The sequence below is a fragment of the Paenibacillus cymbidii genome, assembly GCF_004764705.1.
Taxonomy (GTDB): domain Bacteria; phylum Bacillota; class Bacilli; order Paenibacillales; family NBRC-103111; genus Paenibacillus_AN; species Paenibacillus_AN cymbidii.
In genome coordinates this window covers 183,409-207,322 of the sequence record NZ_SHLX01000013.1, presented here as the reverse complement: position 1 = coordinate 207,322, position 23,914 = coordinate 183,409, and the positions used below count along the sequence as shown (strand labels likewise).

The window sequence follows — 23,914 nt, the reverse complement described above, 5'->3', positions numbered from 1 at the left end:
CGATGATCGAAATAGCCAGGCCAAACGAATCATGCAGCCATATGAACATCGCAAGTATACGCCGTTTGGTCCGGCGCAGCCATGCCTCAAAAGGAGTGTTTTTTATGCGGGTTCGAGGAGCAGCCGCCGACCCGTGAGTCAGGAGCACCGTGTCAGGTGCTCCTGGTACTTGCATACACCTTCTCCAGGTAGGCGGTTGCAGCGTGTTCCGCTTCCTCTTTAGCAAGTACATCGGAGTGTTGGCGCAAGCGCCGATAGAGGCGGATCGTGCTTCTTAACGCATGGCAGCAGCTCTCGAAGCTGTATTGAGGGATTGTTTCCTTCAGTTCTTCCCATCCTTCGACGTCGGATTGCTCCAATTTTCTGACGCCTCTTGGAAGCTGCCTGTTGCCTATTGAAAACAACGGACCCAATACGGCACTGCGAATAAAGGCAAGATGATTGATCAATTCAAACCATTCTCCTCTTCCCAGCTTCGTGGCGCCGTAATGAATCCAGACCCAGAAACGGTCTTCTATCCATTGCCGATCGGGGTATGGATAGGAAGGGGAGGTGCTTTCCAGCATTTTGCTGATTGCTTGTTCTCGTTCCCATAAAATAAGCGGATCTTCCATTCGTGTGGCGAGCTCTTCCAGCGCAACAAACTTCAGATCGACATGCAGTGGCTCCGGCCCGTATAAACAAATCACCACACGCGGCTCGCCAACGTGTTCGCCTGTGAAGCCGGAGAGCAGTTTGCCCAGTCCTTCCGCAATGAGGAGCCGTTGATTCATGATCGGCTCCCGGTAGGCGGCGTCATATACGATGATAAGGTCCAAATCGCTGTACTCGTCCATGGTTCCTGTCGCCAGAGAACCGCCGGCAAGAAGACCCCGAACTCTCAGGTCTTGACGGAGTTTTTCCTTTGCTTGATCCAGGAAACGTTGGTGGATGGGCAACAACATATAAGCCCCCCTTTCAAGATGACCCATGGAAATGGGTATTACGCCAAGTTATCATTTCAAGCGGGCTATTGTCAAACGCCGCCCTGCCATCGCGACCCATGCGGCCAGGCAGGCGAGCTTTTGCTCTTTGCGCCAGGGCCGCCCGACGGCCGCGCCAAGCGCCTTCAGGCGCGCATCGATCTCAGCCGCCGATATGCCGAGCGTTTCCGCTGCGAGATCGGGAAGAGATTTCTCGTCCAATTCGGCGACCTCGACATTGCATTGACGAAAGGCAAACCGAAGCGCGTCGCGCACGGCGAGGGCTTCCGCAACAGGCACATGCTCGGGCCAAGCAAGACTGTACGCGAGGAGGTCGGTGACCCAGCCGGCACGATTGACGAGCAGCGCCGCGACGACGGGTGTATGATTCGTTTTCCCCAGTTGACGAATGATGTTCTGCAAAGCCTGCGCTGCCAGTCGGTCCTGGCGCTTGCGTCCCTCCGCTACGGCGGCGGCCGCTTCGGTCGAAGCGCCGCTTTGCGGATCGCGACGGGCTATTTCGGCTGCGACACGGTAGGGCTCGAAGGAAAGCCGGTCGCCGTCCGTGCAGGTTTCAAGCAAGGTGGAGAGCACGACACGAGGTTCGCCCTCCCCGACGGCGAGGCCGACGACCACGGCGCCTCCCTGGTGCGCGCGGAAGCCGAGGCCGGCAAGCGGCGCGGCGTCTTCCCGATTTGTGACCATGTTCGAATCCTCCCGCATCCTCCGGACTTGAATATACTTTACTATGAACACTACCAAAGTTTAGGCTCATTTGCCATGTCTATGCTATAGTATTCATGTGGATTTTTGCCGGATGGCAATGATAAATAAGGAAAGGTCGATAACGATGTTTACTCGCGAGCATGTAAAGGGTTTTATCCTGCACCCCGAATCGGTTGTTTGCAATGCGGCACTTGGCTTTTTTGCGGAAAGCTTCCTATATGAGAACGATGTTACCCTGATGCCGCTTGTCCTGGAAAGGCTAAGGCTGCAGCCCAAGGAAGCAAGATCCGTCCACCTGTTCCATGCGTACTGTTTTCCCCAAACCGAGGAAACCGTCCAGGGACTGGTTGAATTAATCCGCTCGCCGGCTGTGGATAGCAACACGAAATTTCACTTGTTTAACATTCTTATCAGAAGTGACCTTCCGTTGCTGGAACCTTACACCACGCTCATCGAAAAAGAGCGGGAGTGGAACAAGCGTATACAGGACAGGATTCATATTGCAAGCCTTGAGGATGGCCGTTTGGCGGATGAGTTTGAACATTTTATCAAAGACTGCTATGGAAAATATATCGACGAGTTCGATTCGTTCTATGGAGACGAACTCGTACGCGAGCTGGCACGCCGGCAATGCATCGCCTCCGAAGGTGTGCTGCACAAGCTTGACGCTCATGACCCGGATGACGAGATGGGCTATGAAACCATCTATTTCGCTCAACTGGCAGGAGCATTGAAACTGGAAGCCGCGGTCCCTTTATTGTGCGGATTTTTGGGATCCGAGGATGACTTGCTTCCGTCGAAGGCCGTGGAGGCCCTGGTTCGTATTGGCAAGCCATCCGTTATTGCTGCGTTGACGGAGCGGTATTCGCCTGCTTCCGAGAGGGACTACCGTCTCTTTGCTTCCGATGTGTTCGGCAAAATCAAGCTCCCCGAATCCGAAACCGCCTTGCTTTCGTTGCTGCCGGCCGAAGAAGATTTTACATTCGCAACCAAGCTGGCGGACGCACTATGCGAGCTTGGATCCGAGCAAGGTTTTCCGCTCGTTCTGCGGATGGTGGAAGAAGGCTATGACGACGGGTATTTGAACCTTACGAAATCGTTGTATGCCTTCTGTGTCATTTCGAATACCGAGCATCCGCTGCTGCCCGAGTGGAGAAGCGAGCTTGAAGCCGAAGAACGAAGGATGGCCAAGCTGGACGCGCAATCGAGCCGGATGTCGAAGGGGAGCAATCGCGTGACCGGGGGGCGGCAATTGTTCGGCGTGAAAGCCCAGCCGCACGTAAATACGAATAAAGTAGGCCGCAATGACCCTTGCCCTTGCGGCAGCGGGAAGAAGTATAAGAAGTGCTGCGGCAGTTAATCATGCTGCTTCAGTCGTTCGCGATGAACCTGCTAAGCGTTTTTGTAAAGACTGCTTGAAGCTGAGCGGTCTTTTTCTATGGCTATTATTGCTGTAGGGAAGGATCTTGGGCGACAGGGGTCTTTTTTCGTTCCCTGCAAAGTACATATCGTAGTGAAATTTCTCTGTCGTCATACTTCCGCCATGTTCGGGAGGAAGGAGATAAGCGAAGATAGGGGCATGAAGCCGATGCCGGATGGTCATGAATGTCTGCAGATTGGTGGCCATGCGGTTGGGAGGGAGGAGTCAGGTATGGTTGACATGCATAGAATCATAACCGAACAACTGGATCGTTTGGAGCGCGAAGAACAAATCCGCATCCTGTACGCCTGCGAATCGGGCAGCCGTGCTTGGGGGTTCCCGTCGCAAGACAGCGATTACGATGTACGGTTCCTTTATATCCGTCGGCCGGAATGGTACTTGTCTATCTTCGATAAGCGGGATGTCATCGAGCGCCCGATCAGCGAGAAGCTCGACATCGGCGGTTGGGATTTGCGCAAAGCGTTGAACTTGTATCGCAAATCGAATCCGCCGCTGCTCGAATGGCTGCAATCGCCGATCCGTTACAGTGAGAAGTATGGGGTAGCGGAGCAGCTTCGGGGGATCGCTTCTCTTGCTTTTTCGCCGAAATCTTGCGTGTATCACTACTTTCATATGGCGCGTGGGAACTATCGCGGCTGGTCCCGATCAACGATTATTTGGAGGAGCGGCTGCGGCATTTCGAGCAAATCGCGGCCTCGTTAAGCACGGCGGAGAATAAGCTGGACGGACAACTCGATGCTTGGTTCCGCTTGTCTTTGCAGGAAGTATGGGGCTGAATGTTAGGGAATAGCCGATGCACTGCTCCAATAAAAAAAATCAATTATACAGAAAGGAGGCCGGCGGACATGACCGGAACGTTCAATCGTCGCAATGTCGTCAAGCCGCAATCGAATATTGCGTTCATTGTCCATCGGCCTTTACGGGCCCAAGCAAGGGAAAGACAAGGATAAAGCCGCTTCCCGCCTCTATTGTGAGGGGGAAGGCACGCGGCATCCGCTGTTTTCACATTGCGCGAAGACCGTAAGCGAATGGGCTTGCGGTCTTTTTGCGTTTTTATTTAGGCTGAATATTTCAAATGTAGAGAGGAATTTATCGACTATATGAATAACAATGCTAATTATTATCGGCGAATCGATCTCCCCGCGGGGGATCTGCACGTATTCGCTCGCGACGATCTTTTTCATGCCATGGGGGCCAAGGTGCTCGAAATGGCGAACAACAATTTGCAAATTCCGAACATCCGCTACATGAGCTACACGCCCGACGCCCATGTCGGAGTCGGTACGTGCATCGGCACGACCGCGGTATGGGGGATGGAGGACGGTTTTGTTTCTCCGTCGATCGTCGGGAGCGATATCGGGTGCGGCATGCGGGTGCAGTTGACGAATTTACAGGCCGAGGACTTGCACGATGTGAAGCTCCGCCGCAAGCTGGTCAAGGCGATCGAGAAGCGGATTCCGGTCGAAAATCACCAGCGGGGCCATTTTTCCGACATTCGGCTGGAGGATGTATTGCGTAAAGGGCTTCACGGCTTGCCGGGCAAATACGTCCCGGACGCATACACGCCGCGTAAAGCAACTTCGCTTACGCATGTGGAATGCAGCCGGCTCCGGTTCGATGAGAGCGAGTTGGAGCGGATTCCGGAGCCGGTCTGGCACAGAGCGCATCGCCAGCTTGGCACGCTCGGCAATGGGAATCATTTTATCGAGATGCAGGCTATAAGCGTTAACGAAGAAAACCGCCGTATTGCCGAGCAATGGGGTTTGCGGGACGGGCAGGTTGTCGTGATGATTCATTCCGGCTCCCGTTCCTGGGGCGGCGCGGTCAACCAGCATTGCGGCTCGTTGGTCGCCAAAACGATGAGCAAGCTCGGGCTGGGCACAGCCGACCCGAAGCTCGCCTTTGCGCCGCTCGATAGTGTTGCCGGCCGGACGTATACGAATCTGATGTATGCCGCGCTCAACTACGCTGTCGCCAATCGGCACTTGATGGCTTTTGCTGTCCGTGACGCTTTGCGGGAATTATTCGGTTCCCAGGCGGAGACGAGCACGTTATACGACTTGATGCACAATTATGCCTGCGAAGAAAACCACGGCGAAGCCCCCGTGCTTGTTCACCGCAAAGGGGCGACGCGCGCCCTGCCGGCCGGACATTCCGGAAACCCGGCGCCGTATCGCGAGACGGGGCATCCCGCGCTGATTCCCGGCTCGATGGGAACGGCTTCGTATCTGATGGTCGGAGCGCCCGAAGGCTTGCGGAATTATTATTCCATCTGCCATGGGGCAGGGCGGGTTCGCTCTCGCAGTGCGACGAAACAGCTGGTCACGGTAGACGAATTCGCTTCGTCGCTGCGCATCGGGCAGGAGGACGAAATCGTGCTCAATCACCGGGCTCTGGAATCGCTGGTTGACGAGTCGCCACAAGCTTACAAGGATGTCGATCAAATTATCGACAGCGTCGTCCAGGCGCGGCTGGCTTCCGTTGTAGCCAAATGCCGTCCGCTGGCGACGGTGAAGGGGGTGTGATGCCGAATATGACGATACCATTCAAAATGAAAGAGCGTCCTTTTATCATACGGACGGATCATGCGGACGGTGGCGGCAGGCTTGATGCGGCAAGTTATTTCAACTATGTAACTGTCGTGCAGACTATCCTGGATTTTCTGCGGGAACGGTTCGGAGGCGATCTTCGCCTTTATTATCAAGATGACGGCAATGAGGTTTGGCACGGACTTGGGGAAGATCTTCGCAACGGATTCTCTGGCGTCGAGCATGCAGCCAGTCTGTTCGATCTCGTGGAAACCAGTGTGTTCGAGTACGCTTCCATCGCCGATCCGAAGCGGGGCGATCATGCGATCAGGCCGGCTGTACGCAACAATCTGTTCGTTTATCCGGATTATCCGGTCGCGCTTTCTCGGGTGCCGCGGGTGTCAGAGCATGGGAGGGGTTGCGAGAATCTGATCTTCTGCAAATCCGATGACGGGCTCATGCGATTTCTGAAAGAGATGAGAGCACGCCTGCTTGCCGATCCGAAGATTGCCGTGTTTACCGACACCCCGGACGGACTGGAGCAAACCCGCGAACCGGTGGCATACTCTGTCGGTCGGAGCGAAGTGTTCCTGGAGGAGAAGCTGAAGACGCAAATTTACCGCTCTATCGACGAGTTTTTCTCCAAGGACCGGGCGTTTTTTCAATCCTACGGCATTCCTTACAAGAGAGGCATTCTGCTATACGGCAAGCCGGGCAACGGCAAGACGACATTGGTCAAATCGATCTCGTCGACGACCAACGCGCCGATTGCCTACTGGCAGATTACGGAGCATACGGGCAGCGGGTCGATTAAGGAAATATTCGACACGGCGGCCCGCATGGCGCCGATGGTGCTCGTTATCGAGGATATCGATTCGATGCCGGCCGGTTGCCGCTCCTATTTCCTGAATACGCTGGATGGCGCGACGTCGAAGGAAGGGATCTATCTGATCGGCACGACCAACTATCCTGAGAAAATCGATCCCGCGCTGATGAATCGAGCGGGCCGATTCGACCGGGCGTACGAGGTGAAGTCGCCGGATGAGGCGCTGCGCCGCGCGTACTTGGTGCATATCGGCATGCCGCGTCTTGCGGACGAGGAGACGATCGCCCGGGCCGCCCGCGGGACGGAAGGATTTACGCTGGCACAGCTTAGCGAGCTCTATGCTTCCGCCGCGCTGCAGATGCATTACGAGCAGGAAACCGATCTCGACCGGCTGATTTCCGGTATGAAATCGGACTACGCCAAAGGACGCAGCCGCGAATGGATCACGGACGGACAGTCCCGGAAGATGGGGTTCATGCAAGAGGAGTAAAACGAAAGCGTCATACTTGCTGCTGCGTGAAGGCGCGGCGGGAGGTAGGGCGCTTTTTTGGTGCTGGGTATAACGTGGCGAATGAGAGCCGACCCTTCGAGGGAATCAGAGCTGCTTGATGGGTATTCTTGTTTTGTTTATTTGGTAGACACTCAGAACCGTAACCCGAACCCGAACCAACCACCTTTAAGTGCAGGCCGCGGCATCATGCCGGCCGGGTAAAGAAAATAGCCCACGAAAAATGGCTTATTTGCCCGATTTCGCACGGTTCATCCGAAATAGCCAGTGCAATCATGGCTTATTTGTTCCGCCAGGCCCTGAATCGGGCTTCTTGGACAAAATAGCCAGCGATTTCACTGGCTATTTTGGAGAGGCGGCCCGTTTTTGGCGAAATAGGCAATAAAACATCGCCTATTTTTCAGGACGCTTGATCGGAGCGGCATAAAAAGCGAAGTAGTTAGTTGGCGGAGGGGAGAATGTCGCGTCTTGTGCAACATGTCTGCTTTGCGATGGTTAAGACAAGGGCGAATCGCGCTCGGCACGTTGTACGTTTTGGCCCGTTCGGGCACCACTTTCAAGGTCCGATTCGATTCGGGATCAATGAAATCTTAATTATGAAGGACTCATCATAAGTATTGCGCATTCACCTGAAGGGAATCCCGCCTTATGATGAAGGGGAGTACACACCGGCTTCATGATGTAAAGGCGCAGGAAGTCAGACAGCCACGCGAAAACGAGGTGACAAAAAGTAATCGATTACTAACGAGGTTCAAAATACAACTAATCCGGGATGTGACCCCAATGTCCGGCTTGCATGTATCGACGAGTAGCGGCAGCAAGGAGACCAGGCGCAACCTCATGAAGGGGTTGCTGTTCATCTCTCCGTGGCTGATCGGTTTTATCGCATTTACGTTAATACCGTTTGCGTTATCGATTTATTACAGTTTTACTACCTATGACATTATTAACTCTCCCCGGTGGACGGGGATGAGCAATTTCAACAATCTGTTGCACGATTCTTTGTTTTGGAAGGCGCTTTATAACACCATGTTTTACACGATTTTTTCCGTTCCATTAAGTGTGGTTGCCGGAATTATTTTGGCCTTGATCTTGAATATGAAGGTTAAGGGAATAGGGATCTATCGCACGATTTTTTATTTGCCGACAATTGTGCCGATCGTCGCTTCATCTTTGCTCTGGCAGTGGCTGTTCGATTCCCAGTTTGGCGTAATCAACTCTTTGCTTTATTTCTTCGGTATTGAAGGGCCTGGATGGCTTGTTGATCCCCATTGGTCAAAACCGGCGCTAATCCTCATGGGACTCTGGGGAGTCGGGGGAGCGATGGTTATTTACCTTGCGGGACTTCAAGATGTTCCGCAAGAAATGTACGAATCGGCGGAGCTTGACGGCTGCACGTGGCGGCAAAAAATTTATTACATCACGCTGCCGATGATTACACCCGTTATTTTCTTTAACCTGATTATGGGCTTGATAGGGTCGTTTCAGTATTTTACGGAATCGTACATCATCACGGAGGGAGGTCCAAACGATTCCACGCTGTTCTATTCGCTTTATTTGTACAAAAACGGATTTACCTATTTTCATATGGGATACGCATCGGCTATGGCCTGGGTGTTATTCCTCGTTATCCTGGTTTCCACAATAGTTGTCTTTAAATCGTCTGCACGGTGGGTATATTACGGCGGCGAACGATAGCCGGCAGTTGATTTGATAGCATTTCCAATTAAAGATAAAGGCGGATGCAGCGATGTTAAAGGCTATTAATCATTGGAGTTTTCCATCCACTATGCCGCTCCGTGATGTCTTTGCGCACACCAGAAAGGCCGGGTATGACGCAATCGAATTAACGCTTAACAATCCCGATCGGGTTGGTTTTACTCTTGATTCATCTGAAATGGAGATCCGGGAAGTGGGAGAGATCGCCCAATCCCATGGTATTCAATTGCGCAGCTTGTCCTGTGGTCTTATGTGGGATCATTCATTGTCGTCTCCGAATCCGCAAGTAAGGGAGAAGGGACGTGATATTGTTAAAAAGCAGCTTGAAATCGCCTCGATTCTCGGTATGGATACGGTGTTGGTAGTTCCGGCTTATTGTACGGAAGAAGTAACCTATGACCAATGCTACGACAGAAGTCAGGAAGAGCTTGCCAAGCTGTTGCCTTATGCCGAGCAGGTCAAAATCACTATTGGGATTGAGAATGTGTGGAACAAGTTTTTGCTGTCGCCGCTTGAAATGATCCGCTATATGGATGAGATCGGCTCGGCGTTTATTAAGGTTTACTTCGATATTGGCAACGTGATGCTGTTCGGTCACCCGGAGCAATGGATTCGCATGTTGGGTAAGCACATTTGTAAAATTCATGCCAAGGATTTCATACGGGCCGTGGGAAACTCGAAAGGTTTCGTCCCGCTATTGGCGGGAGACGTGCCGTGGCGCGCGGTGATGCAGGCTCTGAAGGATATTGGCTATGATGACGTAATAACGGCGGAGATAACTGCTTATTGTGAAAGCGCTCTCCAAGCGGTCTATGATACATCTCGTCATTTGGATGCCATCATTCGCGGAGAATCATTTTAGGGGGAATACGAATGGTAAAAGTAGCCATTGTCGGGGCCGGAGGTATCGCTCAGACTCATTTAAAAGTATTGGCTGAGAATGAGGATGTGCGAATGGTCGCGGTTTGTGATGTAGTAAAGGAAAGTGCAGAGAAAGCGGCGCTCGCTTATGGAATGAAATCTTACACGGATTTCGATTCGATGCTTGATCGTGAGCAGATTGATGCGCTGTTTGTCTGTGTTCCCCCTTTTGGTCATGAAGATATAGAAGAAAAAGCGGCGGCAAAAAATATTCATCTATTGGTCGAGAAACCTATTGGTCTTGATATGGCCTCGGCTCGCCGGAAAGCGGAAGCGATCAAAAGCTCAGGTATAATCGCTGCCTCCGGCTACTGCTTGCGGTACATCGATGTTGTCGAACAAGCACGCCATTATTTGGCGGATAAACCGATTGGCATGGTCAGCGCTCATTATTTATCCGGTTTCGTGAATACGCCTTGGTGGCGGGATCTTGCCAAATCGGGAGGGCAATTGATTGAACAGGCCACGCATACGGTCGATCTGGTTCGGTATTTGGCGGGCGAGATAAGATCCGTTTACGGTTTAATGGGATATGGCCTGTTGGAGGATAAAGCGGGAGCGACGATCCCATCCGTTGTTACGGTTGGATTGGATTTTGTTTCCGGAGCGGTTGGCCATATCGACACGGCATGCATTCAACCGGATTGGCGAAATGCGGTAGAGGTAATGGGGAAAGATTATCGCTTGACCCTGTCCGGGAAAAGTCTGACTATCACGGAACCCAATCGAACGACAACATTGGAAGGGAAAACTCAAAACATGTATAAAGAGCAGGATGATGCCTTCATCGAAGCGGTCCGAACCCATAATCCGGCTCTCCCGCGTTCGTCCTATGCAAATGCGTTGCATACCTTGGAGGTCTCACTGGCAGCCTATGAATCCGCGAGGGATGAAAGAAGAGTGAAGCTCCATTTCTAAAAGAATACTGGCGGCATCAGCCGCGGCGAACGCAGATAGGCGATCCATAAACGGGAGGAAAAATCAAATGAAATTTTTTTCAAAGAAAATGCTTTTTTTATCCACGAGTGTCGTTTTGTTTGCGATGGCAGGGTGCGGCAGCTCCAAGGGCGCCAACCCATCCGCAAGCGTGGAACCATCTGCTTCGGTTGCGCCCAAGGCGTCGGGCAAGGAAGCTGTCGAGCTCGTTTACTGGCATTTTTGGACGGGTGACGATGCCAAGATGATCGACGGAATTGTCGACGAGTTTAATAAAACTCATCCGGGTATCAAAGTGAAAAGTGTTTCGATTCCAGGCGACATTGATACGAAATTTCTGACCGCCAATGCCGGGGGCAACCCGCCGGATATCATAACGGAAGGGAGTTCGGTTGTTCCGGCCTGGGCCGACTCGGGGGCTATCATGCCGCTTGATAAATATCAAAGTGCCGACGCTCCCGATTTTAAGGACTGGCTGTATCCTGTTGTTAAAAACATGGGGTCATACAACAATCAATTGTATGCCGTTGCTTTTTCGATGGATGCGCATGCGATGATCTATAACAAAGATATCTTTAAAGCCGCGGGGCTTGATCCGGAGAAGCCGCCGGTCACGATTGAAGAATTGGACGCCATGCAAGATAAATTGTGGCAAAAGGATGACCGGGGCTTTATCCAGCGAATTGGTTATATGCCGAATAACATAAGAAGCTGGAATCCCTCTTTCGACGGTCATTGGGTGGATGAAGCAGGCAATCCTACTGCGACGAATGAGCATAATCTGAAGCTGTTCCAATGGTTTCAATCTTATGCCAAAAAATATGATGCCACCAAACTTGCAGCGTTCAAGAACAGTCTGAAGGAGAGCGGAGGATCGACGAATCCTTTCTTTAGCGGTAAACAGGCTATCATCATTGACGGGATGTGGGCGCTGCCGGATATTAAAAAGTATGCGCCAAATATGAATTATGGCGTTGCTCCGATGCCATATCCAGCAGGTTATGGAAAAGCAAACGCCGATTTAAGCGACGGCAATTTCAACATGATTCCCAGTAAAGCGAAGCATCCCGAGGAAGCCTGGCAGTTTGTCAAATGGATGAGCGGATATGGCAATGAGAAATATGCGGCCAATATGCTCACCCAGGGCGGCTGGATTCCTGCATCGCCGAAGATCGCCGTGCAACCCGACTACCAAGCGTTTATCAATGAAATTCCTGTGCGCAAAATATTCGTAGACACGCTGGGAAGCAAAAATGCGAAGCCTCTCCCGGGAATCGCCAAAGGAATGTATTATAGCGACCGCATTAAAGCTGCCGAAGAGGCCGTCATGACGCTGGCTAAAACACCCGAAAAGGCACTTCAGGATTTACAAGCCGAAATAGAGAAGGAAATAAAAAATAAATAACGTTTTCCTAATATATGGATGGCATGAATAGTGGGAGAGGAAACTCTCCCACTATTATTTGAGCATAGGAGGTTGTCTTATGGGTACGGCTAGCGCTGCACAATGGAAGGTTAGACGTAGAACGACAGGCGCAATTCGCGGGATTATTACCCACATCTTGCTAATCGTTCTCGGGATTTCATTTCTGCTTCCTTTCGTATGGATGATCTCTACCTCGCTAAAGCCTGACGAACAACTATTCATCTTTCCTCCCGAATGGATTCCAAGCCAATTCATGTGGTCCAATTACCCGGATGCATTATCCTTCTTTCCCTTCTTCAAATATCTCAAAAATACGTTGATCATCTGTTTATGGACGTTGCTCGGGACAACGCTGTCTTCCGCTATTGTTGCGTACGGGTTCTCCCGAATTCAATGGCCCGGACGCAACTTCCTCTTTTTGATCCTGCTTAGTACGATGATGCTTCCCTATCAAGTGACGATGATCCCGCTGTTCGTCCTGTTTAAACAACTGGGATGGGTAGGGTCGTTCAAACCGCTGATTATTCCTTCTTTTTTCGGCGGCGCTTTCTCTATTTTTCTGGTAAGACAGTTCTATTTAACCATTCCTTATGAATTATCGGACGCTGCCCGCATCGATGGCTGTTCGGAATTTCGGATTTTCTGGCAGATTATCCTTCCGCTTGCCAAACCTGCGTTGGCTACGGTGGCTTTGTTTACTTTCATCGGCGGCTGGAACGATTTCCTTGGTCCATTAATATATTTAAACGACGAATCCAAATTTACGATTTCGCTTGGGCTGCAGCAGTTCGTTGGTGTGTATGGCACCGAGTGGAGCAAGCTCATGTCGGCATCTGTGGTCACAACGGTGCCTATCATACTCCTGTTCTTTTTCGGACAGAAAATGTTCATTCAAGGGATTTCGACCACGGGACTCAAGGGGTAGAATACCTGTAGAGGGGGCCGGGGAAGGGATTTCCGCAAGGAAAGCGGCCGAGCGCACGGTCAATCTTGACAACAGGCAACAATTCTTAATTCTAGCCCATATGAAATAAACGGGGCGGCTCATAAGATTAGCGTGTAGTTGATGACTACAAACCAGGGAGGTTAACGCAACAGTGAACATGATTAACACAAGGAATATCGGCATCACAGCTGTCGTTCTGGCTTTGGCGGCGACCAGTGTCGCCGGCTGCAGCAGCGGCAGTGGCAGCGGCAGCGGCAGCGACAAACAGCCGGCAAGCGAATCCAAAGCGCCGGCGGCAAGCGCGCCCGCAGCCCAGTCAGACTATAAGCTGCCCTTTGTCGAACCGGGCACCGTTTCATTACGGGTATCGGCTTCTGACAACCTGTACGCCCCGAAGAGCTTGACCCAAGGGTTGCCCGTATGGAACGAAATTGAGAAACGGACGGGGGTCAAAATCAACTGGGAGGTCGTTCCGGACTCGCAGTACCTCGAATTCATTAATGTACGCCTTGCTGCCGGGCGCAACCTGCCGGACTTGTTCCGGCTGCCGGGAAGTCCCGTTAAAGCCGCGGCGGACGGCAGCATCATTCCGCTTGACGACCTGATCGCCAAAAACGCGCCGAATATTCGCAAGCTGTTTGCGGAAAATCCGTCTATTGAAAGCGGCATGAGGGCGCCGGACGGAAAAATTTACGCGATTTCGTCCATCAGCGACGGAGCTTACGTGAACGATCCTTTCGGCTGGCTGATCCGCAAAGACTGGCTGGACAAGCTGGGCTTGAAGGAGCCGCAGACGCTTGACGAGTGGTATACCGTATTGAAGGCGTTTAAGGAAAAAGACCCGAACGGGAATGGCAGACAGGATGAAATTCCGCTGTCGCCCGATTATTCCTATCGCGGCTTGGGCATTTTCGGCAGTGTGTTCGGGCTCCACTTGTTCGTCTACAGCAACGGCTATTTCCCCGACAAGAACAACAAGGTGGAATACCAGTGGCTGAAGCCGGAAGCGAAGGAACTGGTGACCTGGTTTAATAAGCTGTATAACGAAGGCTTGATCGACAGTCAGTTTGCCGTTAATAAATCGGAGCAGATCGACTCGGGCATATCCCGCAACGTAGTCGGGGTAACGAATCACTTCGTGAACAACGTCAATCGCTTCAATACGATGATGAAGCAGGCGGGCGTCCAATCGGATTGGACGATTACGAATCCGCCGAAAGGTCCGAACGCGGAACCGTTCTACGAAATGGGACCGCCGATCGGCCAGGCGTTCGGCATCTCCAAGGATGCGAAGAACCCGGATATCGCGATGAAATGGCTGGATTACATCTATGCAAGCGAAGAGGGCGCGCGACTGGTCACGTTCGGGGTCGAAGGGCTCAGCTACACGGTAGAGAACGGTAAGCCGAAATATACGGATTGGGTATCCAATAACCCGGATAAACTGGCGTTTAACGATGCGCTGCGTTCGCTGGGCGCGTTGCCGACAACACCGTTTCTGCGCATGAGGGAAGGGTTCCATTCCGCGCAACCGGTTGCCGCGCTGGAGAAGGATCCGCCGCTTGCCGCGCAAGTCAATAAAGTGAAGAAATATATCGTTCCTTCGTATCCGAAAATACTCGGAACACAGGAAGAAGTGGAAGAGCTGACCCGACTCGAAAGCGACGTCAATACGTTCGTGGAAGAAACGATAGTGAAATTCATCACCGGACGTTCTCCGCTGACGGAATGGGATACGTTCGTCAAAAACACCAAGTCGATGGGAGTCGACCGTATTCTGACGATCCGCCAGGCACAGTATGACCGCTATCTGAAAGCGCTCAAGAAGTAAACGGTCCGGTCGGTTATTCGGACGGCTCGAATGCCGGACTGGGGGATTCCCGGTCCGGCATTCTTGACATCATGCATGCGAGGAGTCTATTCCATGGAACCAGGGGTTGAAGTCAAGGCGGGAGGCGGAGCGAACAGTCTGTTAACCCGGACCCGGAAGGCGTTCGGAAGGGATAAATACCTGCTATTGTTGATCAGCCCGGTGATTGTTTACTATTTGGTGTTTCACTATTTTCCGATGTACGGCATTGTCATCGCCTTTAAAAACTTCCGGCCGGTGGACGGCATTCTGGGCAGCGGCTGGGCGGGCTTCAAATATTTCCAGCAGTTTTTTGACTCGGTCTATTTCTGGAGGCTGCTGCGCAATACCGTGCTGCTCAGCTTGTATTCGCTGATTTGGGGATTTCCGGTTCCGATCGTCTTCGCGCTGTTGCTGAATGAATTAAGAAGCCGCTATTTCAAACGAATCGTGCAAACGATCAGTTATTTGCCGCATTTTATTTCCATCGTGGTGATCGCAGGCATCATCGTTACGTTCACGCATCCGGTCGACGGCATCGTGAATATATTGTTGACGCGGCTGGGGTTCGAGCCGATCGGGTTTATTACGGAACCGGGCTGGTTCCGCACGCTGTTCGTTTCGTCCGGCATCTGGCAGCAATTCGGCTGGGGTTCGATCATCTATTTGGCGGCGATTGCCGGCATCAATCCGCAGCTGTATGAAGCGGCCGATATCGACGGAGCAAGAAGACGGCATAAAATCATGTTCATCACCTTGCCGGGAATTTTGCCTACCATCGTCATTTTATTTATTTTGAGCATGGGCAATTTGATGGACGTAGGCTTCGAGAAGGTTTTGCTGCTGTACAGCCCGGCTACCTACGAAACGGCCGATGTCATCGGCACCTTCGTCTACAGGCGGGGCATCATCAACGCCGATTTCAGCTTCGCGGCGGCGATCAACCTGTTTAACAATATGATCAACATTGTATTACTAGTAACCGTCAATCAGATCAGCCGCCGGCTGTCGGATTCGTCGTTATGGTAAGGGGCGCCGATGAGAACGATTCGTAAAACGTGGGGCGAACATTTGGCAGATGGATGGATTTATTTGACGATGGCGTTTGTTATCGTGGTTACCTTGTATCCGTTCGTATTTGTGTTCAGCATGTCGATCAGCAAGCCGATCCATGTGATCGAACAATCGGTCTGGCTGTTTCCCAAAGGCTTTTCGCTCGGGGCGTACAAGAAGGTTTTCGAGAACGAGATGGTGTGGAGGTCCTACTACAATACGCTGTTTTATACGGTGGTCGGGACGGCCATTAATGTGGTCATGACCGCATTGGCCGCTTATCCCCTGGCCCGGCGCAGCTTTTCGCTGCGGCGGCCGATGATGGTATTCATCGTCATTACGATGTTTTTTGGCGGCGGGATTATCCCGATGTTTATTTTGATTCAGGAGCTCGGCATCTACAATACCAGATGGGCGATCCTGTTGCCGAGCGCGGTGAGCGCTTTTCTGATTATTATTGCCCGAACCTTCTTCCAGACGATTCCGGAAAGTTTGCACGAATCGGCCAAGCTGGACGGCGCCAACGACATTTCCATTCTGGTTCGAATTGTGCTGCCGCTCTCCCAACCGATTCTGGCCGTGCTGACGTTGTTTTATGCCGTCAATCACTGGAACAGTTTTTTTCCGGCGATGATGTACCTTCCGGAACAGAAGCTGCAGCCGCTATCGCTGTACCTGGTCAAAATACTGGTGCAAAATCAGGAGATCATGTCGGAAGGCATGCTGGATTCGTTCGACCGTGCTTTGTATGCGATTCAATTGAAATACGCGATGATCATCATCACAGTATTGCCGATCATGGCGATCTATCCGTTCTTGCAGAAGTATTTCGTTCAAGGCGTGATGATCGGTTCTTTAAAAGAATAACGATTCCTGGAGGTACCATGAAACGCTACGCAATTGTCGGAACCGGCGCCAGAGCGCGTTACATGTTCGCCAAGCCGATTGTCGAGACTTGGAATGAGACGGCATGTTTGGCAGGGCTGTACGATTCGAACCGCATTCGCGCGGAGCGGCTCAGCGAGGAATGCGGCGGGGTGCCCGTCTTTGCGACTTTCGCGGACATGCTGGAGCAGGCGAAGCCGGATTATGTCATTGTAGCCACGGTGGATAGCGTTCACCACGAATATATTATCCGCGCTCTCCATGCCGGATGCGACGTCATTACGGAAAAGCCGATTACGATCGACGCCGAAAAATGCATTGCCATTCTGGAAGCGGAGAAGCAAACCGGCAGAAAGGTGACGGTTACGTTCAACGCGCGATATAACCCGTACGTGACAAGGATCAAGGAGCTGCTGGACGCAGGGGCGGTTGGCGCCATTACCCATCTTCACTACCAATCGAGCCTGGACCTTTCCCATGGCGCCGACTATTACCGGCGCTGGCACAGGCGGCAGGAGAACAGCGGCGGGCTGCTCGTTCACAAGTCCACGCATCAATTCGACGTCATCAACTGGTGGCTCGGCCAACAACCGGAGGAAGTGTTCGCTTACGGCGACCGCTTGTTCTACGGCCCTACCCGGACGAATACGGGACAGCGCTGCGGCACGTGCGATTACAAGCGGGACTGCGAGTTTTATTTGGCGATCGACAAGGACCCCTTCTTGACGAAATATTACAAAGAGGCCGAGGTCGACGACGGGTATATCAGGGACGGCTGCGTGTTTAGCGACGAGATTACGATTCACGATTCGATGTCGGTTACCGTTCGTTACCGCGGTCGTGCGCTGCTCAACTATTCGCTCGTGTCGTACAGCCCGTTCGAAGGGTGGCGGGCAACGATTCACGGCACCAAGGGCAGGCTGCAAGCGGAGACTTTCGCCAGCGGGCAGCAAGCGGGCGAACCCTCCCAGTCGATCACGATTTATCCGCACGACGGGGAAGTTGTCACGCATCGGGTTATGAAACGAAGCGGCGGGCACGGCGGCAGCGACGCGCTGCTGCAGCGGATGCTGTTCGAGCCGGGTCATCCCGATCCGCTCGGCCATCAGGCCGATTCGCTGGCCGGCGCCTACTCCTTGTTCGTCGGGGCGGCGGCGAACATCTCGATCGCGGAGAGACGGCCGGTCACGATGCAAGAATGGATGGGCAGCTACCCCGGCATAAAGAGGTGACACATGATGAGTGAACAGTCAGCCGAATGGACCGGCCGTCATTATCTCCACGGCGGCACCGTCAAAATCACGGCAACCGATGGCGTCATCACGGCTATTGAGGAGCAGCTTTCGTCCACGTCAGATCTGTGGATCTCTCCCGGACTGATTGACGTTCAATTAAACGGCATTCAGGGCATCGATTTTAACGATCCGCAAACGTCCCCCGAGCAGATTTTGCAGGCGGTGCGATACTTGCATGTCCGCGGCGTCGTTCATTTTTGCCCGACGGTGGTAACCTCGGACAGCGAGGGAATGTCGACTTGCATCCGCACGATCGGGCAGGCTTGCGACAGATACGACGAAGTCCGTTATTCCGTGCTCGGGATCCATGTGGAGGGGCCTTATATTTCCGATGAGGATGGGCCGCGGGGCGCTCATTCCCGGGAATACGTGCGCGACCCCGATTGGCGGGAGTTCGCCGCGTGGCAGCAGCTGTCCGGCAATCGGATTCGCATGCTGACATTGGCGCCGGAACGCAAGGGAGCGGTTGCCTTCATCGAGCGATTGACTCGCGAAGGCGTCGTAGCGGCAATCGGCCATACCCGGGCAACGGAAGCGGAGCTCGATCAAGCTGTCGTCGCCGGCGCCGCCATGTCGACCCACCTGGGAAACGGCGCCCATCCCGTTATTCCGCGTCATCCCAACTATATTTGGTCGCAGCTGGCCGACGACAGGCTGTGGGCCGGGCTGATTGCCGACGGCCACCATCTGCCTCCCGCCACCTTGAAGTCGATGATTCGGGCCAAGGGGGAGAAGGCGATTCTGGTCAGCGACGCCAATCATTTCGAGGGTTTCCCTCCGGGAAGGTACTTGAAACGGCGGCAGCATGAGGTCCTTCTGGACGCGGACGGGCGTCTCGTAATGGCCGACAATCCGGCCATATTCTCCGGGGCGGCGACACCGCTCAACCGATGTGTGGAGAACGTGGCCCGCTTCGGCATCTGTCCGCTGGGAGAAGCGATCCGAATGGCCTCGGAGCATCCGGCCCGGATGCTTGGCGCTTCCGCGAGAGGAACGGGGCGATTGGCGGTTGGCGCGCCTGCCGACCTGCTTCTGTATGAGCAATCGGCCGATCGCCGGTTCCACATCAGAGCCGCCGTCTCGCAAGGCCGGACGGTATATAGCCATTAATTTCTCTAAGCATGCCCGATTTCGCTTATAATGAATCGCATGGAACGGTTATTCTGCAGGCATGGGCGGATGAATGATGATGAATAGACGAATGAATTTGTTTCTGGCTTTATTTCTGGCCTTTATTCTTGTTCTGCTATTTCCGGTATTCATTCATACCGCTCTGTATCAAAATATGTACGCCATTATCAAGGAGGATACGCTGCATTCCAACCAGGCGGTCCTGAATCAGATCGACCAAGTGATCGACAGCCGTCTGCGGGAAGTGGAGCAAATGGCGGTTCAGCTTTCCTATCATCCCAAGATCCAACAGATGCTGAATCGGAACGATGCGGTGGAGAATTGGGTGCCGACCTACGAGCAATATGCGGAAATCATGGACCTCCTGGTGCAGCCGGTCAACAAGAACGAGCTGATGCACGACTATTATGTTTATTTCCGGCAGCAGGGGGCGATCGTCACCCCGTTTATCAAAACGGATCCCGGAACCTTCTACCGCAACTATTACACCTATCAGGATCTCAGTCAGGCCGAGTGGATCAAGGCATTGTCCCAGGTCGGAGCGAATGCGTTTTATTTGCCCGCCATGGAAATGAGGGAAAATTCCTCGCGCAGCACCGAACGCTTCCTGACCTATATCCACCCCTTCCCGGCGGCCGATTGGGGAGCGTCCAAGGGAGCGTTGGTCATCCTGATCAAGGAAAGCCGGTTGCGATCGATGCTTGCGCATATCATAGCGCCAATGGAAGGGAAATTCATTATTACCGACAAGAACCACCTGGTGCTTGCGACATCCACCGACATTTTGCGGGATGAGCTCACGCTTGTCAGCGATCATAACCTTCGGGCGGGAGCGAACGATTTTGTCCGGACGTCCGACGGCGAAGAGTTCATGATGACCTCCATCGCTTCGGAGGAGAACGATTGGGTGTATTATTCGCTGGTGCCCAAGGCCATCTTCATGAGCAAAGTGAATCGCGTGCAGGTGTGGGCGTTGTCGCTGCTGTTCATTTGTTTATGCTTCGGCATCTGCGGGGCATTTATGTTTGCCAAAATTTTTTACAAGCCCGTGCATAAGCTGGTTCACTATATTCAGAAAAACCGCAATCTGAACAAAGGCGAGTATGCGGACGAATATCGGCTGATCGAGGAGACCATTCTGAAATCGTGGGATTCGGAGAAGGAGCTTCAGAACATGCTCAGCCGGCAAACGCCCGCGATCCAGGCGAATTTGTTAAGCCGGTTGCTCAAGGGGCTGGTCGATCCTGATTCCTTGAGCGCGGAAGCCTTTGCGCATATGGGCATTCGGTTCGAATCGGCAAGGTTTGCCGTCGCCGTGATCGATATCGAAGACTGCTCGACCTTTCCCGATATGGAGACAGAGCGGCGCTGGGCCATCATACGGGACATCCTGACCAATATTTGCCGGGAGTTCGTGAATCACAACCATACTTCCTATGTGCTCGAAATGGATCGCAATCGGCTCGCGGTGCTGATCAACGTCAGGACGGAGCCGGACCATAAGGCAATGGCGGAGCTTGAATCGGCGCTGGGTCAGGCGATGCAGTTCCTTTCGGCAAAGTTCGGCATGATGACCAGTCTCGGCATCGGCGACATTCATCACGGCTTTTCCGAGATCGGCACTTGTTACGAGGAGGCGCTGCAAGCGCTGGAATACCGGATTATTGCCGGCAAGGGCCATTTGATCCGTTATACGGACTTGCAGCACGCCGATCCGCAATATTTTTACCCGATCGATGTCGAGCTGCAGCTGATGAATTCGATCAAGAACGGCGATTTCGCTGCAGCCGACCGTTTGCTGGACACCATTTATGCGATGAACTTTCAATCGCGCAGCATTTCGCTGGAGCTCGGGAAATGCCTCTATTTCAATATGGTGAGCACGCTGCTCCGAATCTGGAACGACTTGTCGAGGAGAATCGTGATCGAAGGGTTGGGAGCGGATTTTAACCCGTTGAAGCGCGTATCGGAATGCAATACGGTAGCGGATATGCACGAGGAAATGAAAGCCATCTACAAAGCCATCTGCCTCTCCGTAAGCGCTGCGCAGAAGGATCCCGGCGGGAGACTGGCAGACGATATCGCCCGGTATATCGAGGAACATTACGCGGACAATTCGCTGAGCCTGAATTCGATTTCGGAAGCCTTCGGGTTGACCCCGCAGTATGTATCGCATTATTTCAAAAGATGGAAGGGCCAGAACCTGGGCGACTTTATGGCGAAAATTCGGGTGGGCCAAGCCAAACGGCTGCTGCGGGACAATGCGCTTACGCTGAATCAGATTGCCGAAGCGGTTGGATACGCCAACGATGCCGTCCTGATTCGCGTATTCAAGAAGTTCGAAACCGTTACGCCGGGCAAGTACCGGGAGTCCGCCTTCCAGGAGGCGCCATGAGCCGAAAATTCAATTTTTTCCTGACGTTGTTCCTGACCTTTATCCTGATGCTGACGTTTCCTACCTTGCTGACGATTGCGCTCTATCACAATATGAATGCGATCATTAAGGAGGACGTGCGCAACTCCAGCCAGGCGATGCTGAAGCAAGTCAGTCTGATGATCGACAGCCGGTTGCATGAAGTGGAGCAACTGGCTGTTCAGCTTTCCTTTCACCCCAAAGTGCTGCAGATGCTGCACCGCCAGGAAGCGCTGGGCCCTCCGGCTCCACAAGAATTTCTGGATATTATGAATGCGCTTGCTTCCTACAGCTCCGTGAATGAGTTCATCCGCGACCGCTACGTCTATTTTCAGGATCAAGACGCAGTCGTCACCCCTTATGTGAAAAGCCAGGCGAGTACGTTCTATCGGTTGTATCACCACTATGAAACGCTGGACGAGCGGCAGTGGCTGGACTTCCTGCAGCGCAGCGGCAACGAAGCCGGGTTTCTGCCAGCCATGAATATCGCCGGACGGGTGAGCGGCGGAACGGAGCGGATGATCACGTACAGCCGTCCGATCCCATACGGGGAACCGGGGCCGTCCAAGGGCGCCGTCGTATTCATGATCAATGAGCAGCAGATCCGCAGTATGCTGGACAACCTGGAGGGCGCGCATCAGGCGACAATCCTGATCGCGGACAAGGAGGGGCGGTTGCTGACCCAATCGGGCAGCGGCGAGCGGTATCGCGGAATCGAGAAGGACCTGGATGCCATCCTGCATTCCACGCTCACCGAATATGCCGAGTCTGTCAGCGGGGAGCGAATGATGGTGACGAAGTTCGTTTCGCCGGAGACAGGCTGGCACTATATTTCCCTCGTTCCCCACTCGATCATGATGGCCAAGGTGAATCGCGTGGAAAAGTGGGCGCTGACGCTGCTCGGCATCTGCATTTTGTTCGGTTTGACGGGGGCTTATTTCCTCTCCAGGCGGCTGTACAGCCCGATCCGCTCGCTCGTCGCCTCCATTCTCAAGCGGGACAACAAGGAAGGCGGGAGGGGCATCGCCGAGTTCTCCCTGATCGAAGAAACGCTGTCGAATACCTGGAAATCGGAAGCGGCGCTGCAGGAGCTCGTCGATCGCCAGGCGCCCGTGATCCAGTCCAACTTCCTGAACCGGCTGCTGAAAGGGCTGGTCGATCCCGAAGCGCTGAATGCGGAGTCGCTCCGGTTCATGGGCATCCGGTTCGAGTCCGACCGCTTCGCCGTGATCGTGATGGAGGTGGACGACTTCCTCCAGCTGGTGCGGGGCGAAACCGAACAGCAGTGGGCCATGATCCGCTTCATTATTTCCAACATCAGCCAGGAGCTGCTGGGGGAGCGCCACGAGGTTTATGTCGTGGAGACCGATCTGCATCGGCTTGTGCTGCTGGTGAATCGGAAGCCGGGCGACTCGGCCGATCGTGGCCTTCCGCTTGAAGCGGCCATCGGAGAGATCAAATCGGTAATCGAGCTTAAATTCAATATCCGAATGAGTATCGGCGTGAGCGAGATCCGCGAGCAGGTGCGGGCCGTCCCGGGCTGTTATACGGAGGCGCTCGAGGCGCTGGAATATCGGATCGTCAAAGGCAAGAGCAGCGTGACTTATTATCGGGAAATCGATCAGGCGCGGGATCGGGCCCGCTATTATTACCCGCTGGACGTGGAGATGAGGCTGACCAACGCGATCCGCGCCGGCGACTTCGAACAGGCGGACCAGCTTCTGAAGCATATCGAACAGATGAACTTCCACGCGCGGCAAATTTCGCTGGAGATGGGACGGCTGCTGTACTTCAACATGATGAGCACGCTGATCAAAATCTGGAACGACGCTTCGGAGCGGGTCCAGGGCTTGTTCGCGGACGGCTTCGAACCGCTGCAGCGGCTGTCGGCCTGCACCACGCTTGCCGAGATGCAGGAGCAGATCCGCCTCATTTACCAGAAGATCTGCGACAGCGTCGTCGCGTCCCAGCGCGACCCCGGCGCGGTTCTGGCGGAGCAGATCGCCGGATACATCGAGGATCATTACGCGGAGCATTCGCTGAGCCTTAATTCCCTGGCCGACCAATTTCGGCTGACCCCGCAGTATTTGTCCGGCTTCTTCAAGAAGCATACCGGCTACAATCTGGCCGACTACATGACCCGGGTAAGGGTCGAGCGGGCCAAGACGCTGCTGGGGGACGACTCGCTCAGCCTGAACCGGATCGCCGAGCTGGTCGGATACGCCAAGGACGCCGGTTTGATTCGGGTGTTCAAGAAATATGTGGGCGTCACCCCGGGCAAATACCGGGAGCATATGAAGGATTAACCCGCCGAACTTAAGATTGGATCATGAAACGGAAGCATGGAGC

Annotated in this window: 17 protein-coding genes and 2 pseudogenes; 16 read left to right on the top strand and 3 right to left on the bottom strand. The window is 53.4% G+C overall.

All coding sequences use genetic code 11. The features are described 5' to 3' along the window. Window positions 1-152: 152 nt before the first annotated feature. Together EXY20_RS19150 and EXY20_RS19145 are read right to left on the bottom strand one after the other, a co-directional pair. Window positions 153-944 (bottom strand): nucleotidyltransferase domain-containing protein, encoded by a 792-nt coding sequence (locus tag EXY20_RS19150; protein WP_135553704.1) that lies wholly within the window; start codon window positions 942-944, stop codon window positions 153-155. 51 nt (window positions 945-995) lie between these two features. Continuing rightward, a complete protein-coding gene (locus EXY20_RS19145) occupies window positions 996-1,667 on the bottom strand; it encodes a hypothetical protein (protein WP_135553703.1) in 672 nt (223 codons plus the stop codon). Window positions 1,668-1,812: 145 nt separating this feature from the next. Between EXY20_RS19145 and EXY20_RS19140 the strand changes: the two genes are divergently transcribed. The 4 genes and pseudogenes from EXY20_RS19140 to EXY20_RS19125 all read left to right on the top strand — a co-directional run bounded on the left by EXY20_RS19140 (window position 1,813) and on the right by EXY20_RS19125 (window position 6,973). Beyond that, the gene (locus tag EXY20_RS19140; RefSeq protein WP_135553702.1) at window positions 1,813-3,048 is read left to right on the top strand and encodes an SEC-C metal-binding domain-containing protein; all 1,236 of its coding nucleotides are present in this window, start codon (window positions 1,813-1,815) and stop codon (window positions 3,046-3,048) included. 291 nt (window positions 3,049-3,339) lie between these two features. Continuing rightward, a pseudogene (locus tag EXY20_RS19135) lies at window positions 3,340-3,768 on the top strand (nucleotidyltransferase domain-containing protein); the annotation flags it as partial. A 461-nt stretch (window positions 3,769-4,229) separates the two neighbouring features. Beyond that, a complete protein-coding gene (locus EXY20_RS19130; protein WP_135553700.1) occupies window positions 4,230-5,654 on the top strand; it encodes an RtcB family protein in 1,425 nt (474 codons plus the stop codon). 8 nt (window positions 5,655-5,662) lie between these two features. Further along, a complete protein-coding gene (locus EXY20_RS19125; RefSeq protein ID WP_167859368.1) occupies window positions 5,663-6,973 on the top strand; it encodes an AAA family ATPase in 1,311 nt (436 codons plus the stop codon). 527 nt (window positions 6,974-7,500) lie between these two features. On the opposite strand, the pseudogene EXY20_RS39885 reads toward EXY20_RS19125, so the two are convergent. Beyond that, a pseudogene (locus EXY20_RS39885) lies at window positions 7,501-7,572 on the bottom strand (YebC/PmpR family DNA-binding transcriptional regulator); the annotation flags it as partial. Window positions 7,573-7,831: 259 nt separating this feature from the next. Between EXY20_RS39885 and EXY20_RS19115 the strand changes: the two are divergent. From EXY20_RS19115 to EXY20_RS19060, 12 genes are all read left to right on the top strand, one after another. After that, window positions 7,832-8,689 carry a carbohydrate ABC transporter permease gene (locus EXY20_RS19115; protein ID WP_235886095.1) on the top strand — a complete coding sequence of 286 codons (858 nt, stop codon included), beginning with the start codon at window positions 7,832-7,834 and terminating at the stop codon, window positions 8,687-8,689. Between the two features lie 52 nt (window positions 8,690-8,741). Then, on the top strand, window positions 8,742-9,572 hold the full coding sequence (locus EXY20_RS19110) for a sugar phosphate isomerase/epimerase family protein (RefSeq protein ID WP_135553697.1): 831 nt from the start codon (window positions 8,742-8,744) through the stop codon (window positions 9,570-9,572). Window positions 9,573-9,583: 11 nt separating this feature from the next. Then, window positions 9,584-10,549, top strand: coding sequence for a Gfo/Idh/MocA family protein (locus EXY20_RS19105; RefSeq protein WP_135553696.1), 966 nt, complete (start codon window positions 9,584-9,586; stop codon window positions 10,547-10,549). Between the two features lie 67 nt (window positions 10,550-10,616). Continuing rightward, on the top strand, window positions 10,617-11,972 hold the full coding sequence (locus tag EXY20_RS19100; protein ID WP_135553695.1) for an ABC transporter substrate-binding protein: 1,356 nt from the start codon (window positions 10,617-10,619) through the stop codon (window positions 11,970-11,972). Window positions 11,973-12,051: 79 nt separating this feature from the next. Then, window positions 12,052-12,918 carry a carbohydrate ABC transporter permease gene (locus tag EXY20_RS19095; protein WP_135553694.1) on the top strand — a complete coding sequence of 289 codons (867 nt, stop codon included), beginning with the start codon at window positions 12,052-12,054 and terminating at the stop codon, window positions 12,916-12,918. Between the two features lie 178 nt (window positions 12,919-13,096). Further along, a complete protein-coding gene (locus EXY20_RS19090; protein ID WP_235886100.1) occupies window positions 13,097-14,770 on the top strand; it encodes an extracellular solute-binding protein in 1,674 nt (557 codons plus the stop codon). 93 nt (window positions 14,771-14,863) lie between these two features. Continuing rightward, a complete protein-coding gene (locus tag EXY20_RS19085; RefSeq protein WP_135553692.1) occupies window positions 14,864-15,817 on the top strand; it encodes an ABC transporter permease in 954 nt (317 codons plus the stop codon). Between the two features lie 9 nt (window positions 15,818-15,826). Further along, window positions 15,827-16,708: a carbohydrate ABC transporter permease gene (locus EXY20_RS19080; protein ID WP_135553691.1), complete on the top strand. Its 882-nt coding sequence runs from the start codon at window positions 15,827-15,829 to the stop codon at window positions 16,706-16,708. Window positions 16,709-16,725: 17 nt separating this feature from the next. After that, the gene (locus tag EXY20_RS19075) at window positions 16,726-17,958 is read left to right on the top strand and encodes a Gfo/Idh/MocA family protein (protein WP_135553690.1); all 1,233 of its coding nucleotides are present in this window, start codon (window positions 16,726-16,728) and stop codon (window positions 17,956-17,958) included. Between the two features lie 6 nt (window positions 17,959-17,964). Next, window positions 17,965-19,131, top strand: a complete 1,167-nt coding sequence (locus tag EXY20_RS19070) for an N-acetylglucosamine-6-phosphate deacetylase (protein WP_167859367.1) — start codon at window positions 17,965-17,967, stop codon at window positions 19,129-19,131. A 79-nt stretch (window positions 19,132-19,210) separates the two neighbouring features. Next, the gene (locus EXY20_RS19065) at window positions 19,211-21,547 is read left to right on the top strand and encodes a helix-turn-helix domain-containing protein (protein WP_167859366.1); all 2,337 of its coding nucleotides are present in this window, start codon (window positions 19,211-19,213) and stop codon (window positions 21,545-21,547) included. Further along, entirely contained in the window at window positions 21,544-23,871 is a 2,328-nt protein-coding gene (locus tag EXY20_RS19060; RefSeq protein ID WP_135553687.1) for a helix-turn-helix domain-containing protein, read from the top strand. The genes EXY20_RS19065 and EXY20_RS19060 overlap by 4 nt, the downstream gene beginning before the upstream one ends. The last annotated feature ends 43 nt before the right edge of the window (window positions 23,872-23,914 follow it).

Coding starts and splice junctions, on each gene's coding strand:
- EXY20_RS19150 (WP_135553704.1), bottom strand. CDS start 944: ATGTTGTTGCCCATCCACCAACGTTTCCTGGATCAAGCAAAGGAAAAA.
- EXY20_RS19145 (WP_135553703.1), bottom strand. CDS start 1,667: ATGGTCACAAATCGGGAAGACGCCGCGCCGCTTGCCGGCCTCGGCTTC.
- EXY20_RS19140 (WP_135553702.1), top strand. CDS start 1,813: ATGTTTACTCGCGAGCATGTAAAGGGTTTTATCCTGCACCCCGAATCG.
- EXY20_RS19130 (WP_135553700.1), top strand. CDS start 4,230: ATGAATAACAATGCTAATTATTATCGGCGAATCGATCTCCCCGCGGGG.
- EXY20_RS19125 (WP_167859368.1), top strand. CDS start 5,663: ATGACGATACCATTCAAAATGAAAGAGCGTCCTTTTATCATACGGACG.
- EXY20_RS19115 (WP_235886095.1), top strand. CDS start 7,832: ATGAAGGGGTTGCTGTTCATCTCTCCGTGGCTGATCGGTTTTATCGCA.
- EXY20_RS19110 (WP_135553697.1), top strand. CDS start 8,742: ATGTTAAAGGCTATTAATCATTGGAGTTTTCCATCCACTATGCCGCTC.
- EXY20_RS19105 (WP_135553696.1), top strand. CDS start 9,584: ATGGTAAAAGTAGCCATTGTCGGGGCCGGAGGTATCGCTCAGACTCAT.
- EXY20_RS19100 (WP_135553695.1), top strand. CDS start 10,617: ATGAAATTTTTTTCAAAGAAAATGCTTTTTTTATCCACGAGTGTCGTT.
- EXY20_RS19095 (WP_135553694.1), top strand. CDS start 12,052: ATGGGTACGGCTAGCGCTGCACAATGGAAGGTTAGACGTAGAACGACA.
- EXY20_RS19090 (WP_235886100.1), top strand. CDS start 13,097: ATGATTAACACAAGGAATATCGGCATCACAGCTGTCGTTCTGGCTTTG.
- EXY20_RS19085 (WP_135553692.1), top strand. CDS start 14,864: ATGGAACCAGGGGTTGAAGTCAAGGCGGGAGGCGGAGCGAACAGTCTG.
- EXY20_RS19080 (WP_135553691.1), top strand. CDS start 15,827: ATGAGAACGATTCGTAAAACGTGGGGCGAACATTTGGCAGATGGATGG.
- EXY20_RS19075 (WP_135553690.1), top strand. CDS start 16,726: ATGAAACGCTACGCAATTGTCGGAACCGGCGCCAGAGCGCGTTACATG.
- EXY20_RS19070 (WP_167859367.1), top strand. CDS start 17,965: ATGAGTGAACAGTCAGCCGAATGGACCGGCCGTCATTATCTCCACGGC.
- EXY20_RS19065 (WP_167859366.1), top strand. CDS start 19,211: ATGAATAGACGAATGAATTTGTTTCTGGCTTTATTTCTGGCCTTTATT.
- EXY20_RS19060 (WP_135553687.1), top strand. CDS start 21,544: ATGAGCCGAAAATTCAATTTTTTCCTGACGTTGTTCCTGACCTTTATC.